Below are 16,406 nucleotides of genomic sequence, written 5' to 3' on the forward strand. Positions count from 1 at the left end.
TAGATATAACGTATCTTATTTTAAGTTATAAAAAACGTCATTACCTTTATATTGAGCTGTTTCGTATAACATTTCTTCAATGCGAAGTAATTGATTATATTTTGCTACACGTTCAGAACGAGCCGGTGCACCAGTCTTAATTTGACCAGCATTTACAGCTACAGCAATATCAGCAATGAATGTATCTTCAGTTTCACCAGAGCGGTGAGATACTACGCAAGTGTAACCAGCACGTTTAGCAAGTTCCATAGCATCGAAAGCTTCAGTGAGAGTACCGATTTGGTTAACTTTTACAAGAATGGAATTACCTACACCAAGCTCAATACCACGAGCCAAACGTTTTGTGTTAGTTACAAATAAATCATCACCAACAAGTTGTACGCGGTCACCAAGGCGATCTGTCAACAATTTCCAGCCTTCCCAATCTTCTTCTGCAAGGCCATCTTCGATGGATATGATTGGATATTTGCCTACTAGGTATTCGTAAAAATCTACCATTTCAGCTGCTGTTTTAACTTTACCTTCCCCAGCAAGGTTATATTTACCACCTTCGTAGAATTCAGAAGATGCAGAATCAAGTGCCAATTTGAAATCTTTTCCTGGTTCATAACCAGCAGCTTTAATAGCTTCACAGATTACTTCTAATGCTTCTTCATTAGATGATAAGTTAGGTGCGAAACCACCTTCATCACCTACTGCAGTACTAAGACCTTTATTGTGAAGTACGGATTTCAAAGTATGGTATACTTCTGCACAGCTACGAAGAGCTTCTGCAAAAGATTTAGCGCCTACAGGCATGATCATAAATTCTTGAATGTCTACGTTATTATCAGCATGTGCGCCACCGTTCAAGATGTTCATCATAGGAACTGGCAACTCTTTTGTATTAAAGCCACCAAGATATACAAATAATGGCAAGTCCAAAGATTCAGCTGCAGCACGAGCTACTGCCATGGATACACCAAGGATTGCATTTGCACCAAGGTTAGATTTATTATCTGTACCATCCAATTGCAACATTAAGTTATCGATTGCCACTTGTTCTGTCGCATCATAACCGATAAGTGCAGGACCGATTTTAGCATTTACATTATCGATAGCTTTTAAAACACCTTTACCGGAATAACGGGATTTATCTCCATCCCGTAATTCTACGGCTTCAAACATACCTGTGGATGCACCAGATGGAACAGCTGCTGTAGCAATAGTGCCATCTTCTAAACATACTTCAACTTCAACTGTTGGATTACCGCGGGAATCTAAAATCTCTCTTGCAATGACTTGTTCAATTACTGCCATTTCTTCACCTCATATAATCTAATGGAATAACTGCCATCTGACAGCCATTATATATATTGAGCTAAACCTTATAGGCTTATAACTCTAATTAACTACTAATATAGTGAAAGCTCCATATTATGCTTTATGTACCAAGCTGTGACCTGTCATAGCTTTTGGTTGTTGTATCCCAGCTAAATCTAATAATGTAGGAGCAATGTCACATAATTTACCAGCTTCTAATGTAGCTGTTTTTAAACTGTCGCTCATTAAAATTAAAGGAACCAAGTTCGTTGTATGTGCCGTATGTACCTTACCTGTTTCATGGTTAACCATAAGCTCTGCATTACCATGATCTGCTGTAACTAACAGATGACCTTTCTTGTTACGAATAGCCTCCACGATACGACCTAAACAAGTATCTACTGCTTGAACCGCTTTAACGGCAGCTTCAAAGCTACCAGTATGACCAACCATATCTGGATTTGCAAAGTTCAAGATGATCATGTCATATGTTTCATCTTGTATTGCTTGTACAACCTTATCGGTCACTTCATAAGCGCTCATTTCTGGTTGTAAATCATAGGTGGCCACTTGAGGGGATTTTACGAGAATGCGGTCCTCCCCTTCAAAGGGTTCCTCTTCACCGCCATTAAAGAAATATGTAACATGAGCATACTTTTCTGTTTCCGCGATGCGCAATTGGCGATAACCACCTGTACTTAGAACTTCACCTAATGTTTCAGATAATGTATCCTTTTGATACACAATATGTACGGGCAAACCATCCTCGTATTTTGTCATAGTTGCCATATATATAGATAGTGGCTCCCGTTTAAAGCCATCAAAATCAGGTAACACTAGTGCCTTTGTAAGTTCACGCCCACGGTCTGGGCGGAAGTTACAGAATATAACCGCATCTCCATCTTTGATAGTCCCTGCAGCATCAATCACCGTAGGACGTACAAACTCATCTGCCGCATCTTTATCATAAGACTGTTGCACTGCTTCACATGCAGATGTAGCTATTTCACCTTGACCATGTACGATAGCATTATATGCCAATTCAACGCGGTCCCAACGATTATCGCGGTCCATTGCATAATAGCGACCACTAACTGTAGCAATTTTGCCACAATTTAAATTAGCCATATACGTTTCTAAGTCCTTTAAATAGCCTTGTGCACATTGTGGAGCTACATCACGACCATCGAGCAAAGCATGGACATACACATGCTCGATTCCATTATCATGAGCCCCCTTGATGACAGCCTTAATATGGTCTAAGGAGCAATGCACATTGCCATCTGAAACTAAGCCTATAAGATGTAAACTTTGCTTCTTAGCTACTTCGTATAGTTCCTTCATAACAGGGCGATTATAAAACTCACCAGACTCGACATCTTTAGTAATACGAGTCAAATCTTGATACACTATGCGACCAGAGCCAAGATTTAAATGGCCAACTTCAGAATTTCCCATTTGACCTTCTGGAAGACCTACCGCAAGCCCTGATGCTTCTAATGTTGTATGTGGATACATATCCCATAATCGATTAAAACAGAGCGGCTTCGCCTGTACTACAGCATTGGTTGTGTCTGATTTATCCCCCAAGCCAAAGCCATCTAGGATGACTAGCATTACGGGAGCCTCTAATTTAGCCATTTGTAACCTCATATTAAGCGCTTACTTGGTTTGCAGCTTTAATTATATCAATAAATTCATCGACCACAAGTGATGCACCACCTACGAGAGCACCGTCAATATTAGGCTCTCCAAGGATTTCTAATGCATTTTCTGATTTAACGCTACCACCATACTGGATGCGTATTGCCTCAGCAGTTTCATTATCATATAGAGATCGAATGTAATTGCGGATTTCTTTACATACCTCTTCAGCTTGATCCGCCGTTGCTGTCTTGCCCGTACCGATAGCCCAAATTGGTTCGTACGCAATGATCAATTGACTGACTTGTTCTTTCGGAGTATCAGCCAAAGCCCCTTTTAGTTGAGACGTAATCCAGTCAAGTGTATGACCCGTTTCACGATGTTCTAAACTTTCACCAACACAGACAATAGGATTCAAATTATGATGAAATGCACTTTTAATTTTTGCATTAACGGTCTCATCTGTTTCGCCATAATATTCACGGCGCTCAGAGTGACCAATGATTACATAATTAACGCCTACTTCTGTAAGCATAAGTGGTGAAATCTCACCAGTAAACGCACCAGCATCATGATAATCCATAGTTTGTGCACCTACTTCAATAGCTGTATTTTTCGTCAATACTACAGCACGTTCGATAGCTGTAAAAGGCGGACATACAACTACATCACAGGACAATTCCATATCTTGTAACACGCTGTTAAACGCTTCGATCAGAATTGATCCAGATGCAATGGTGCCATTCATTTTCCAATTCCCTGCAATAATGGGTTTTCTCATATTATGCCTCGGACAATGCAGCAATACCCGGTAGGATTTTGCCTTCTAAGAATTCTAAAGATGCACCGCCACCTGTGGAGATGTGACTAATTTTATCTGCTAAACCACTTTTTTCAATGGCTGCTACAGAGTCGCCACCACCAACGATAGTCATCGCATCAGATTCAGCTACAGCTTTCGCTACTGCATTTGTACCAGCTGCAAAGTTTTCCATTTCAAATACGCCCATAGGACCATTCCAAATAATAGTCTTCATTGGCGCCAATGCCTCTACATAAAGTTCGCGGGTTTTAGGCCCAATATCTAATATCATCCAGCCATCTTCGATTTGATCAACATCAACGATTTTAGTATTAGCATCGTTGCTGAAAGCATCTGCTACTACAGCATCGATAGGTGTCAGTAATTTAGCACCTGCTACGCGAGCTTCCATAACAAGGTCTGTAGCAATAACTTCTTGACCTTCTTCAAATAAGGAGCTACCAATATTACAACCTTGCGCTTTAATGAACGCATTAGCCATACCGCCACCGATGATCATTACATCAACTTTAGGCAATAAGTTAGAAATAACGGAGATTTTATCTGTAACTTTCGCGCCACCAATAATAGCTGCCATAGGTGTTTTGGGATGTACTATAGCTGCACTTAATGCGTCAATTTCTTTTTTGAGCAAGAAACCTGCTGCCATAGGGATATAATCAGCAATGCCGACTACAGATGCCGCATTACGGTGAGATACGCCAAACGCATCATTGATAGCAACATCTGCAAGAGATGCCAATTGCTTAGCAAACTCAGGGTCATTTTTAGTTTCTTCATTGTGGTAACGCAAATTTTCAAGCATCAATACATCACCAGATTGTAATGCTTTTACAGCTTCTTCAACTTTAGGACCAATGCAGTCATCTACGAATGCTACAGGCTTGTTGATAAGGTCAGATAAATGCTTAGCACATGGTGCCAAAGACATTTCTGGTTTGCGTTCTCCCTTAGGACGACCAAAGTGAGAAGCAAGGATAACCTTTGCCCCTTTTTCGATTAAGTAATTGATAGTAGGTAATGCACTACGAATACGAGTGTCATCAGTGATAACACCGTCTTTCATAGGAACATTAAAATCAACACGAACAAATACTGTTTTATTAGCTACTTGTAAACCTTCAATTGTTTGTTTCATCAAAGCCTCCTGATTATAAGCCTTTGCTTGCTACAAATGCGGCCATGTCGATAAGACGTTCGGAGTAACCCCATTCGTTGTCATACCAAGAAACAACTTTTACCATGTTACCATCCATAACCATTGTCAAATCAGCATCAACAATGGAGCTACGAGGATCAGAGCTGAAATCACAGGATACCAATGGTACATCAGATACACCAAGAATACCTTTTAATTCACCAGCTGCTGCTTTGCGAAATGCTTCGTTGATTTCTTCTTTAGTAGCCGGTTTTTCAAGTTCGCAAACAAGATCTGTAGCAGATACGTCTGGAGTAGGAACGCGCAATGCAAAACCATCTAATTTACCTTTTAATTGAGGCAATACTTTAGCAACAGCTTTCGCTGCCCCAGTTGTTGTAGGAATGATGGACATTGCTGCAGCACGAGCACGGCGAGGGTCTTTATGACGTGCATCAAGAATTTTTTGGTCATTAGTGTAGGAATGAATTGTAGTCATCATACCGCGTTTGATACCGAATTCATCACATAATACTTTAGCAAATGGAGCCAAGCAATTTGTTGTACAAGATGCATTAGAGATAATGTGATGTTTTGCAGGATCATACATATCTTGGTTAACGCCCATAACCATAGTTAAGTCTTCGTTTTTACCAGGTGCAGAGATTAATACTTTTTTTACAGTAGGTTGATTCAAATGAACCTTTGCTTCCTCTGCATCACGGTATTTACCAGTACATTCCATAACAATTTCTACGCCTTCTTCAGACCAAGGTAATTTAGAAGCGTCGCGGTCATGGAATACACGGATTTTTTTACCATCAACGTAGATATTTTCTTCATCAAATGTTACTTCATTAGGAATTGTACCGTGTACGGAATCGTATTTTAACAATAATGCAGTACCTTCATTATCACCAGTTGCATTAATTGCCACTACATCCACATCAGGATTATTAATCGCTGCGCGAACTACGCATTTACCGATACGACCAAAACCGTTAATACCAACTTTTACTGCCATTGTTAGATCCTCCTAATAACAAAAATTCTAACCAAATTCAAACTAAAATTTATAACTACTAATTCGCCTATAAGGCAGAAATTTGTAACAATTGACGCATACCTTCGGCTGCTTGCTCATCAATGATAAGTATCCCTTTCTGGCAAGCTCGCATCACACCTATAATAGCGCTCGCTTTTTCTTGTCCGCCAGCTACAGCAATAACATTGGGAACCTTTACTACATCGGGAAGTGATAAACCAATATTATTAGTAGAATAAATTAACTTACCCTCAATGTCACAATATTGGCCAAGTGCTTCACCTACCGCATGATTATCTACCAACTGCTTACGCACATCATCGGCAATATGGCGCTGATCCGCCATGCGCATTGCAGTACCAATACCAAATAATAGTACGTCAGTCCTACTAATGAGGTCTCCAATTTCTTTAATTTGTGGTTCACAAGTCATGAGCATATGTAATGAGTCTTGTGAAAGTCCATCAGGTAAATGGAGCATCTTATAGGACCCGCGAAGTCTTTCAGCTAACACAGAAGCGATTACATTAGCTTGATACTCCACTACCTCACCAACGCCACCCCGGGCAGGTACAACAATAGGATTAAATGGTAATACTGGCATCTCTTCAGCTACTGCAGCCATTGTACTGCCACCACTGATGGCAACTACAGAGTCAGGCTCTAATAATTCCTGTAATAGCTTTGCTGCTGCAAAACCTAACTTTTTAACCATCAAGGTTCCTTCAGTAGGAGTGATGATAACCCTATCGATATGAAGTGCTTCAGTCAATCGATGTTCTAGCTCGTTAATACGATCTAGCTCATTTAAAAAATTTCGCAACTTTGGAACAATTGCATGTCCCTCATCAGTGAGAAAAATCCCTGGTTTATAAATGTCTACAAGACCATTAGCACGCATTAACTCAATATGACTTCGTACGGTTCGCTCAGGAAGGTCCGTTGCAGTAGCTAATGTCCTACGGCCTATAGGCTCTTCATAAACAAGGTGGTTTAGTATTTTGTATCGCTCCTTCAATACGCTAACAATTTCAGGAACAATACGTTCACATATCATTAGAAATTCGTTCATCGGGTCCCTCCTTTACCCGTTTGGATTGCATGAATCGTTTTTCGTCCCATGTGAACAAAATCCGTCCCACCTAAAATAAAAAAATACTTTTACACTTGTATTGTATACCTTATGTAAATTTTATTCAACCCTAAATAAGAGAAAACGACATACGTCTTAGATGATTTGTTATTATTTCAAATCTAATAATATGTCGTCATGTCCTCTTATTATATTTTAATATGTCGTTTTACTTTATTGTATTTTATTTTGTACCGAAGATACGGTCACCTGCATCACCTAAGCCAGGCAAGATGTAACCATGATCATTAAGCTTTTCATCAAGTGCTGCTACATAAATAGGTACATCAGGATGTTCTTTATTTACAGCCTCTACACCTTCAGGAGCAGCCACTAAGCACATTAACTTAATATGCTTAGCTCCTTTTTCTTTTAACAATGTAATAGCTGCTGCTGCACTCCCTCCAGTAGCAAGCATTGGATCAGTTACGATAAAGTCACGTTCGCCTACGTCAGATGGTAGTTTACAGTAGTATTCTACTGGTTTCAAAGTCTCAGGATCACGGTACAAACCGATATGACCAACTTTTGCAGTTGGAATTAAACTAAGCATACCATTTACCATACCTAGACCAGCGCGAAGAATTGGAATAATACCCAATTTTTTACCTGCAATTCGTTTGCCAATCATTTTAGTTAATGGTGTTTCTACCTCCACATCCTCAAGTGGTAAGTTGCGTGTAATTTCATACCCCATCAACATAGTAATTTCATCAAGTAGTTCTCTGAAATCTTTAGAGCCTGTTTGTACGTCACGCATCAATGTAACTTTGTGTTGAATCAATGGATGTGTCATAACATTAACTTTCATGACTGTCCTCCTATAAAACAATATACATATCCCATTCTAGCTATTAACTATCATATTTACTCTATCACAGATTAGAAAATCATGCCATAAAAATATTAAAAGGGATGTGCCGAGGGCACACCCCTTTTATACTACCTATAAACTTATAGGACTATAAATATATAATGTAATTTTAATGTAATCGATTAGTACAATGGATACGCTTCACAAAGTGTAGCGACACGTTTACTAGCTTCTTCATGGACCGATTTATCTTCAGGATTTTTAAGAACCACTGCAATAATATCGGCAATTTCTTCCATATCTTTCACTTGCAAACCACGTGTCGTAAGAGCTGGCGTGCCAAGTCGAATGCCGCTTGTTACAAAGGGGCTAGCTGGATCAAATGGAATTGTATTTTTATTACATGTAATACCTACTTCATCGAGTAAGTGTTCAGCTTCTTTACCAGTTAAACCAGTATTACGAACATCTACAAGCATAACATGAGTATCTGTACCACCAGAAACAATTGTTAAGCCCTTTTCTTGCAATGCTGCAGCCAACGCTTTTGCATTGTCGATGACTTGTTGTGCATATACTTTGAACTCAGGTTGTAAAGCTTCACCAAATGCTACGGCTTTAGCAGCGATAACATGCATCAAAGGACCCCCTTGAATGCCAGGGAAAATGGCTTTATCGATTGCTTTAGCATACTTTTCTTTGCAAAGAATCATACCACCACGAGGACCACGCAATGTTTTATGAGTTGTTGTAGTAACGATATCAGCATATTCTACAGGATTTGGATGTAAACCTGCTGCTACAAGGCCTGCGAAGTGAGCCATATCTACCATGAAGATAGCATCAACTTCATGAGCTACATCAGCCATTTTTTTGAAGTCGATTTGACGGCTATAAGCACTACCACCGGCAATAATCAATTTAGGTTTTGCTTCCAAGACAATCTTGCGGAACTCATCATAATCGATTTGTTGTGTTTCTGCATCTACACCGTAAGGTACTACGTTGAAATATGTACCAGATACGTTAACAGGGGAACCATGAGTTAAGTGACCGCCATGGGACAAGTTCATGCCCACAATAGTATCACCTGGTTGTAATAATGCGAAATACACGCCAAAGTTTGCTTGAGAACCAGAGTGAGGTTGCACGTTAGCATGTTCTGCACCGAACAACCGTTTTGCACGTTCAATAGCTAATGTTTCAATAACATCAACATTTTCACAACCACCATAATAACGTTTACCAGGATACCCTTCTGCATATTTGTTAGTCAATACGCTACCTTGAGCTTCCATTACTGCTTGAGAAACGAAGTTTTCAGAAGCAATCATTTCCAATTTGTCACGTTGACGTGCCAACTCTTGATTGATAACAGCTTGAATATTAGGGTCTTGTTTTTCTAAGAAACTCATAAGTATCCTCCTCATGTAAATATATGCGTATAAGGTAACGATGTATTACTTCTCTAAGGCTTTAATCTTTTTCACACGGCGTTCATGACGGCCACCTTCAAAATCCGTTGCCATCCAAATAGTAACGATGTCCTTTGCAAGGCCGGGGCCGATAACGCGTTCCCCCATTGTGAGAATATTAGCGTCATTATGTTCACGACATGCATGGGCAGAGAATGTATCATGACAAAGAGCAGCGCGAATACCTGCAATCTTATTTGCTGCAATACCGATACCAATACCAGTACCACAAATCAAAATACCTCTGTCTACTTGACCAGATACAACTGCATTTGCTACAGGTACAGCAATATCAGGATAGTCGCAAGAATCAGCTGTATGACAGCCAAAGTCCTCTACTTCATGTCCCAATGCATTTAACAATTCCTTAACGGATGCCTTTAAATTTAATCCGCCATGATCACAACCGATTGCAACTTTCATAATTTCATCTCCTACGCCTTCTGAGGCACTGATGTAAGACCAGCCTCTACTAAGTGATAAATTTGTTCCGCACATTGATTATATACGGTTTGATCAGATCCATATGGGTCCGTAACATCACCATCTTGACCACCCCACTCGGAAATCGTTTTGATTTTACTTTCCTCAAATGGGAATTGGCGAAGTAGTACAGATTTGTGATCTTTCGTCATACCAATGATAAGATCTGCTGCATTCACGAGTTCCATCGTCAATGGTCTCGATTCATGATCAGAAATATCTGCAATGGAACGGACGGCTTCCACGGCTTGTTCAGTTGGTTTTGCGCCATAAGCGGCAAATAACCCAGCCGATACAGTGGTAACATCCTTATGTTGCTCCGCTGCAAGTGCCCGTGTAATACCTTCAGCCATAGGGCTACGGCAAGTGTTACCGGTACACACAAATAAAATATTCATAATAACATCCTTACTTAATCACATTTTGTGATTACTTTATACATTATAGCAAATTCATCCAATATGTAAAGACATTTTTCTATTATCAGTGGACATTTTTATGCTAGTAAATTTACTTATAAATGATATGATGGCTCGATGCCTTCTCCATACGATTCATAATAGCAACACCAAAACCGTCATCATCAACACCTTCTGCCAAGATTAGGGTAACATGATTTTCATTAAAATGTAATAGACTTTTATAAAAGTCGTGCCCCAATGCTAACGCATCACCATGATGGCCAAAACAATAGCACATAAAATCTGTATTCCCTTTAATCAGGTCGTACGTTTCACGACTTACCAAACAACCGATAGGACCTTCTATACCTTCTGAAAGTTCTTTAAAAGTACATGCTATCGCCTCTGGACTACCTACAACAACCGTCATAGGTGCATCAGGCGCATAATGCGTATACTTCATACCAGGAGCCTTTGGCTTAGTGGTTGCATTAACTAAAGCAGTATCATACTCAACAGTAGACACCACACGTTCAAGCTGTGCTTTTGTAATTCCACCAGGTCTTAATATAATGACCTTATCATCATGGACTTCCACAACAGTAGACTCTACACCAATCGTACATGGACCAGCATCTAAGATATAGGAAATGCGACCATTCATATCATTATATACATCTTCTGCAGTAGTTGGACTTGGGCGCCCTGAAATATTGGCACTAGGTGCCGCTATAGGTATACCTGCACGGTCTAATAATACTCGACATGCCTCATGATCAGGACAACGCAATGCCACGCGAGGTAGACCTCCGGTAGCACGGTCTGGCACTAAATCAGATTTAGGCAATGTAATCGTTAATGGTCCTGGCCAGAATGTATCCATTAAGGCTTGCGCCGTAGCAGAAATTTCTGTTACTAAAGGTTTTATGCTTTCACTATTAGGAACATGCAAAATAAGTGGATTATCAGAAGGCCGTCCTTTGGCAGCATAGATTTTATCCATCGCCTCTGGATCTAGACCATTAGCACCTAAACCGTATACAGTTTCGGTTGGTATAGATACCAATTCACCATTGCGCAAAGCACGGGCCAAAGTATCTATATCTTGTTCTGATGGATTTGTAATGATTTTAGTATCCATATTTGCCCTCATATACAGCTGTCACTACGCGGTTATGACCACCGAGGTCAGCTATAAATTGAATATTCGAATATTGACCTATTTCTTGCAATAAAGCACCTACCTCTTCTGCTTGGTCAAAGCCTACTTCAAACACCACACGGCCATTAGCGTTTAAATAATTTCTACATTCTTTAGCTAAGATTCGATAAAATTGAAGTCCATCCTCTCCACCAAATAATGCAATATGAGGCTCATTTAATACATCTGGTGACAACATCTTTAAATCACCAGTTCGAATGTATGGAGGATTAGAAACAATAAGATCAAACTTCTCCTCTTTTCCATATAAAGTGGAGAACATATCTGATTCCATAAATTGTACTCGGTCAGCTAAATTAAAGGACTCACCATTTTCGCGTGCCACCGGTAAAGCATCTGTGGAGATATCTAAACCAACACCACTAGCATTTGGCAAATAATGTAATAGACTTAATAATATTGTCCCAGGGCCTGTGCATACATCAAGAATACGCACATTACTATCTTTTGGATAAGTACCTAGTACATGCTCAATCAAGGTTTCCGTATCAGGTCGTGGAATCAATACCTTATCATTCACCTTAAAGGTCAACCCCATAAAGTCCTTTTCCCCAATGATAGCCGCTACACAATGCCCCTTAGCCCGTTGTTGAACGAGAGGCCTAAAGGCATCGAGCTCGTCTTGAATAAGCGGTTGGTCATAATGGGTATATAGATAAATCCGATCTTTACCTAAAACGTGAGAAAGCAGTACTTCCCCATCAAGTCGAGGTGTATCCATCTCCTTGCTTTGAAAGTACTGCTCTGTCCACTGGAGAATACGACCGATTGTCCAAATCTCCTTATGCATTTGTATTAGCCTCCTGCATTTTTGCCGCTTGGTCTGCAGCATTTAAGGCTTGAATAATTTCATCAAGATCGCCATTTAAAATAGCATCTAATTTATATAATGTTAAATTAATACGATGATCTGTGACGCGACCTTGTGGGTAGTTATAGGTGCGAATACGTTCACTACGATCACCTGTGCCGACTTGACTCTTACGATCTGCAGCCATACTAGAAATGGCCTCTTGTTCAGCTTGATCCTGTAACTTAGCACGCAATACACGCATAGCTTTTTCACGGTTTTGTAATTGAGATCGTTGATCTTGACACGCTACAACGATACCAGATGGTAAGTGTGTAATACGAACAGCAGACTCAGTTTTATTGATATGCTGACCACCGGCACCACTCGCACGATATGTATCAATTTTTAAATCTTTTTCATTAACTTCAATATCAACATCTTCCATCTCTGGCAATACGGCTACTGTAACTGTAGATGTATGTACACGGCCTTGTGTTTCTGTAGCCGGTACACGTTGTACACGATGTACACCAGATTCAAATTTCATCTTAGAGTATACATTTTCACCATCCACAGAGAAAATAACCTCTTTAAAGCCACCAAGCTCTGGTTCATTAGCATCGATAATCTCACAACGCCAGCCTTGGCTTTCCGCATATTTTGTGTACATGCGGAACAAGTCGCCTGCAAATAATGCAGCTTCATCACCGCCAGCGCCCCCGCGAATCTCAATGATAATATTTTTATCATCATTAGGATCCTTAGGCAATAATAGAACTTGCAACTTTTCTTCCAATTCCTCTTTTTGAGGTTTTAACTCTTTCAATTCCTCTTGAGCCATTTCTCGGAATTCTTCGTCCATGGATTTATCTTCAATAACTTCCATAGCTTCATCAATACCAGATAAAACTTTTTTGTAAGTACGGAACGTTTCAACAGTTTCAGATAATTGAGCATGTTGACGGGTCAATTTACGCCATTCATCTTGGCGAGCAATGACCTCTGGGTCACTAATGCGCTGCTCAAGATCCATAAATTTATCTTCAATAACTTGTAATTTATCAACTAACATGTTTATTCCTCTTCATATGCGTCACTCTCAGGAGGACGGACCTCTTCTAAAGCTCGTATAGCAACTTCAATTTGATCATCTTCTGGTTCACGCGTTGTCATATATTGTAACGCAAGACCTGGTTTTATAAGAGCTTTCACAAAAGAATGATCGCTACGTCCAGCAAGACGAATCACCTCGTACGCAATACCAGCTACTACAGGCATAAGGAGTACGCGGCTCACGATACGTTCCAACAAATTGGGCCAACCCAAGAAAGCAAATACAAAGATACTAACTACCATAACAATAAGTAAGAAGTTTGTACCACATCGCGCATGCAAGCGACTTTGTTGGCGAACGTTTTCTACAGTTAAAGGCAAATCTAATTCATAAGTATGAATCGTTTTATGCTCTGCCCCATGATATTGGAAAACTCGTTGAATATCCTTCGTAAGACCAATCCCCCAAATATAAAGTAAGAAAAGTACTAAACGAATGACACCTTCAATGAGATTTAATACTATATGATTATCCTGTACACCAGGAATGAATTTTACGATAAATGTAGGCAATGCCAAAAACACAGCTATCGCAAACAGTGTAGAAATGACCATGGTAATGGCGATTTCACTATTAGACATTTCTTCCTCTTCATCGCCAGCAGCCTTAGCGGAGAAGGATAAAGCCTTCATGCCTATCACTAGAGATTCATAGAGAGCTACACAGCCGCGAAGAAATGGTTTTTTCAATATTGGATATGTGTCAGCAATGGACTTTGTAGCTTCTTTTTGAACTACAATAGTTCCCGCAGGCTCACGTACGGCAGTTGCCGTATAGCCAGGGCCTCTCATCATGACACCTTCAATCACAGCCTGTCCTCCGACAAACTTTTTTATACGTTCTCTGTTCACAAGATCTCCTCTCATAAACAAATATAGGCAGAGCCAACAGCCCTGCCAATACATGTTACATTACAAAACAAATTATTTGCCGTAACGTTTGTTAAATTGTTCAATACGACCACGAGCTTGAGCCGCACGTTGTTGACCAGTGAAGAACGGATGGCATTTGGAGCAAACGTCTACACGAAGGTCTTCTTTTACAGAGCCAGTTTTGAATGTGTTGCCACAACCGCAAGTTACTGTAGCTTCTTTATAGTCTGGATGAATACCTTGTTTCATTCTATACACCTCTTTCCAGCAATCAATATTATTCTTATAGATTATAGCATGACACCTACACAAATGCAAGTAACCAATACTATTCCTTGGACGCTTGCTTTTCTTCAATAGCCTCAGCTAAAATAGCTTCCAAGTCACTTTCGTTGAGGATGTCACGCAATGCAATGAGCTCCTCTAAAGAAAGGGTAATACCTTTTTTCATGCTTGTATATTCACTATCCCAAGCACGAAGATCAAACTTAGGATTGTATTTTCCCCAACTAGTACATGTTAATTGTTTTTTCCAACCATCTTTATCTTCAGATAAAGTACCAATAACCTTGAAGATTTCAAAATTAATAACTGCCATAGGTCCTCCTTTCTTACATATTCATATGCTATGTTTCGTATCTACTATATTTAGTAGTTTATATTTTTTAGGATACGATATATTTTAAACCAAAATTATATGATTTACAATTCTTTTTTATAGTCACTATAATCTTCAATATCAATAGAAGCTGTAGGTGGCATAACTTGTGCACCTAATGAATCTACGGTCTCTTTCCAACTCCTTGTAGCCTCCGTAACAGCCTTGATATATGCCTCGTCAGCAGCCTGTACAGATTTAATTAGTTGGGCTTCATTCTTCACATCTAATACGCGACGACGTACGCTACTAAGCATATAGCCAAAGGATTCATCTGTTTGAACGAGCATGGAGATTTCTTGAATCAATGTTTGACCCGTAGTGCTGCAGAAATAGGCATACCACATATATGCTAATTCAGCATCTGGGAACATCCAGTACATATCATCTACAGGCGCTTCTGTCGTAATATCTACATCAATATAATCAGTATGACGTTTAAAAGTAAGAAAATAAGCTCCACTTTCAATAAGAGCAGTGCGACCTAATTCAGATACACGGCTATCAATGCAATAAATACCATCTTGACCTAAGGCTACGTCCGTTTGACCGCCGGGCAACAAAATAGAGCGCAAGGACAAGCCATAATTTAATACCGTAAATACTGGCAATTGCGCAAATACGCCATGGGGTAATGGAATATAATTAATTGTTTTCCACTTATCCCCTACACGTTCACGAAGACCAACACGCATTTTTTTTACATCGTATTTACCATATACGATTTCATAAGCCCCTAATGGAGTCCATTCTCGTATAGCTTCCACTCGTTTTTGGTTCAAGAAAAATTGCAACGCCATATTATTTAAGCCCAATTGATTTTGTGCCATTGTAGCAGGTAAGAATAATTGAGCAGTCCCTTCTGGAACCAAGTTATGTAATCCGTTAGCGACCTCTTCTACAATATCTTCAGAGGATTGGAACATACCAACTGTGCCTGTAAAGATATGGTCAAAATAGCTACGATGAGGCCATTGATTAATGATTTGAGCCATCGGATATAAACGTGTCAAAATGCTATAACACACGGGAGATGCCGTATACAGAACGACTTTTTTATCTTCATAAGATTGAAGAATCTCTTCAACCATGCCTGCATATTCTTCTACATAAGCATACAGAACCAGTTCTCCCGTTTTACTATGAGCTTCGATACTTTCACGAACAGGAGTTTCCCAAATAGTGCCTACATCTAGACCTTCTAAAATGCCTGTGTCACTAATAAAATCAAACAATTCCACTCTAAAGGATGGTCCATAAAGAGCTTGGAATGTATTCAAATCATATGGTACTGGACCAAAGGATTCTACTGTGGATTTTTCTGCTAACGCATATAAATCATCTGCCGTTACCCCCCACTCACGGGAGCTAGCATTACTAGAAATCAATTGATCTAGCACTTTAAAACGCATTAACTCATTTACAATATCAATTCCCTCAATACCATGATTAGCACAAAGGGCAATAAATTCTTCGTTATTTACTTTCAT

General features: G+C 39.7%; 17 protein-coding genes. All 17 read right to left on the reverse strand.

Annotated features, from left to right (window positions below):
• Positions 1-15 precede the first annotated feature (15 nt).
• Positions 16-1,299 (reverse strand): phosphopyruvate hydratase, encoded by a 1,284-nt coding sequence (gene eno, locus AAA071_RS02470; protein WP_024061889.1) that lies wholly within the window; start codon positions 1,297-1,299, stop codon positions 16-18.
• Positions 1,300-1,416: 117 nt separating this feature from the next.
• Entirely contained in the window at positions 1,417-2,943 is a 1,527-nt protein-coding gene (gene gpmI / locus AAA071_RS02475) for a 2,3-bisphosphoglycerate-independent phosphoglycerate mutase (RefSeq protein WP_302131578.1), read from the reverse strand.
• Between the two features lie 13 nt (positions 2,944-2,956).
• Positions 2,957-3,727, reverse strand: coding sequence for a triose-phosphate isomerase (tpiA, locus tag AAA071_RS02480; protein ID WP_302131576.1), 771 nt, complete (start codon positions 3,725-3,727; stop codon positions 2,957-2,959).
• Between the two features lies 1 nt (position 3,728).
• Entirely contained in the window at positions 3,729-4,907 is a 1,179-nt protein-coding gene (locus AAA071_RS02485) for a phosphoglycerate kinase (RefSeq protein ID WP_038125415.1), read from the reverse strand.
• A gap of 13 nt (positions 4,908-4,920) precedes the next feature.
• The gene (gene gap, locus AAA071_RS02490; protein ID WP_004697289.1) at positions 4,921-5,931 is read right to left on the reverse strand and encodes a type I glyceraldehyde-3-phosphate dehydrogenase; all 1,011 of its coding nucleotides are present in this window, start codon (positions 5,929-5,931) and stop codon (positions 4,921-4,923) included.
• A 67-nt stretch (positions 5,932-5,998) separates the two neighbouring features.
• The gene (locus tag AAA071_RS02495) at positions 5,999-7,024 is read right to left on the reverse strand and encodes a sugar-binding transcriptional regulator (RefSeq protein WP_195213162.1); all 1,026 of its coding nucleotides are present in this window, start codon (positions 7,022-7,024) and stop codon (positions 5,999-6,001) included.
• A 244-nt stretch (positions 7,025-7,268) separates the two neighbouring features.
• The gene (upp, locus tag AAA071_RS02500) at positions 7,269-7,895 is read right to left on the reverse strand and encodes a uracil phosphoribosyltransferase (protein ID WP_004696164.1); all 627 of its coding nucleotides are present in this window, start codon (positions 7,893-7,895) and stop codon (positions 7,269-7,271) included.
• 185 nt (positions 7,896-8,080) lie between these two features.
• Positions 8,081-9,313 (reverse strand): serine hydroxymethyltransferase, encoded by a 1,233-nt coding sequence (gene glyA / locus AAA071_RS02505; protein WP_004696166.1) that lies wholly within the window; start codon positions 9,311-9,313, stop codon positions 8,081-8,083.
• A 45-nt stretch (positions 9,314-9,358) separates the two neighbouring features.
• The gene (gene rpiB, locus AAA071_RS02510) at positions 9,359-9,796 is read right to left on the reverse strand and encodes a ribose 5-phosphate isomerase B (RefSeq protein WP_004696168.1); all 438 of its coding nucleotides are present in this window, start codon (positions 9,794-9,796) and stop codon (positions 9,359-9,361) included.
• Positions 9,797-9,807: 11 nt separating this feature from the next.
• Positions 9,808-10,254: a low molecular weight protein arginine phosphatase gene (locus AAA071_RS02515; RefSeq protein WP_004696171.1), complete on the reverse strand. Its 447-nt coding sequence runs from the start codon at positions 10,252-10,254 to the stop codon at positions 9,808-9,810.
• A gap of 112 nt (positions 10,255-10,366) precedes the next feature.
• Positions 10,367-11,398, reverse strand: coding sequence for an L-threonylcarbamoyladenylate synthase (locus tag AAA071_RS02520; RefSeq protein WP_302131575.1), 1,032 nt, complete (start codon positions 11,396-11,398; stop codon positions 10,367-10,369).
• The gene (prmC, locus tag AAA071_RS02525; RefSeq protein ID WP_123137883.1) at positions 11,388-12,269 is read right to left on the reverse strand and encodes a peptide chain release factor N(5)-glutamine methyltransferase; all 882 of its coding nucleotides are present in this window, start codon (positions 12,267-12,269) and stop codon (positions 11,388-11,390) included. Before prmC ends, AAA071_RS02520 begins: the two co-directional genes overlap by 11 nt.
• Positions 12,262-13,344, reverse strand: coding sequence for a peptide chain release factor 1 (gene prfA, locus AAA071_RS02530; protein WP_004697261.1), 1,083 nt, complete (start codon positions 13,342-13,344; stop codon positions 12,262-12,264). Before prfA ends, prmC begins: the two co-directional genes overlap by 8 nt.
• A 2-nt stretch (positions 13,345-13,346) precedes the next feature.
• Entirely contained in the window at positions 13,347-14,252 is a 906-nt protein-coding gene (locus tag AAA071_RS02535; protein WP_008601206.1) for a DUF1385 domain-containing protein, read from the reverse strand.
• Positions 14,253-14,309: 57 nt separating this feature from the next.
• Complete coding sequence (rpmE, locus tag AAA071_RS02540; RefSeq protein WP_004696185.1) at positions 14,310-14,507, reverse strand: 50S ribosomal protein L31; 198 nt, start codon at positions 14,505-14,507, stop codon at positions 14,310-14,312.
• A 79-nt stretch (positions 14,508-14,586) separates the two neighbouring features.
• Complete coding sequence (locus AAA071_RS02545) at positions 14,587-14,856, reverse strand: YdbC family protein (protein ID WP_004696187.1); 270 nt, start codon at positions 14,854-14,856, stop codon at positions 14,587-14,589.
• Positions 14,857-14,960: 104 nt separating this feature from the next.
• Positions 14,961-16,406 carry a hypothetical protein gene (locus AAA071_RS02550; RefSeq protein WP_287511097.1) on the reverse strand — a complete coding sequence of 482 codons (1,446 nt, stop codon included), beginning with the start codon at positions 16,404-16,406 and terminating at the stop codon, positions 14,961-14,963.

Source organism: Veillonella parvula (assembly GCF_040097785.1).
Classification (GTDB): Bacteria; Bacillota; Negativicutes; order Veillonellales; family Veillonellaceae; genus Veillonella; species Veillonella parvula_D.

Excerpts from the sequence above, each read along its gene's own strand:
- eno (WP_024061889.1), bottom strand. The coding sequence starts at position 1,299 with ATGGCAGTAATTGAACAAGTCATTGCAAGAGAGATTTTAGATTCCCGC.
- gpmI (WP_302131578.1), bottom strand. The coding sequence starts at position 2,943 with ATGGCTAAATTAGAGGCTCCCGTAATGCTAGTCATCCTAGATGGCTTT.
- tpiA (WP_302131576.1), bottom strand. The coding sequence starts at position 3,727 with ATGAGAAAACCCATTATTGCAGGGAATTGGAAAATGAATGGCACCATT.
- AAA071_RS02485 (WP_038125415.1), bottom strand. The coding sequence starts at position 4,907 with ATGAAACAAACAATTGAAGGTTTACAAGTAGCTAATAAAACAGTATTT.
- gap (WP_004697289.1), bottom strand. The coding sequence starts at position 5,931 with ATGGCAGTAAAAGTTGGTATTAACGGTTTTGGTCGTATCGGTAAATGC.
- AAA071_RS02495 (WP_195213162.1), bottom strand. The coding sequence starts at position 7,024 with ATGAACGAATTTCTAATGATATGTGAACGTATTGTTCCTGAAATTGTT.
- upp (WP_004696164.1), bottom strand. The coding sequence starts at position 7,895 with ATGAAAGTTAATGTTATGACACATCCATTGATTCAACACAAAGTTACA.
- glyA (WP_004696166.1), bottom strand. The coding sequence starts at position 9,313 with ATGAGTTTCTTAGAAAAACAAGACCCTAATATTCAAGCTGTTATCAAT.
- rpiB (WP_004696168.1), bottom strand. The coding sequence starts at position 9,796 with ATGAAAGTTGCAATCGGTTGTGATCATGGCGGATTAAATTTAAAGGCA.
- AAA071_RS02515 (WP_004696171.1), bottom strand. The coding sequence starts at position 10,254 with ATGAATATTTTATTTGTGTGTACCGGTAACACTTGCCGTAGCCCTATG.
- AAA071_RS02520 (WP_302131575.1), bottom strand. The coding sequence starts at position 11,398 with ATGGATACTAAAATCATTACAAATCCATCAGAACAAGATATAGATACT.
- prmC (WP_123137883.1), bottom strand. The coding sequence starts at position 12,269 with ATGCATAAGGAGATTTGGACAATCGGTCGTATTCTCCAGTGGACAGAG.
- prfA (WP_004697261.1), bottom strand. The coding sequence starts at position 13,344 with ATGTTAGTTGATAAATTACAAGTTATTGAAGATAAATTTATGGATCTT.
- AAA071_RS02535 (WP_008601206.1), bottom strand. The coding sequence starts at position 14,252 with ATGAGAGGAGATCTTGTGAACAGAGAACGTATAAAAAAGTTTGTCGGA.
- rpmE (WP_004696185.1), bottom strand. The coding sequence starts at position 14,507 with ATGAAACAAGGTATTCATCCAGACTATAAAGAAGCTACAGTAACTTGC.
- AAA071_RS02545 (WP_004696187.1), bottom strand. The coding sequence starts at position 14,856 with ATGGCAGTTATTAATTTTGAAATCTTCAAGGTTATTGGTACTTTATCT.
- AAA071_RS02550 (WP_287511097.1), bottom strand. The coding sequence starts at position 16,406 with ATGAAAGTAAATAACGAAGAATTTATTGCCCTTTGTGCTAATCATGGT.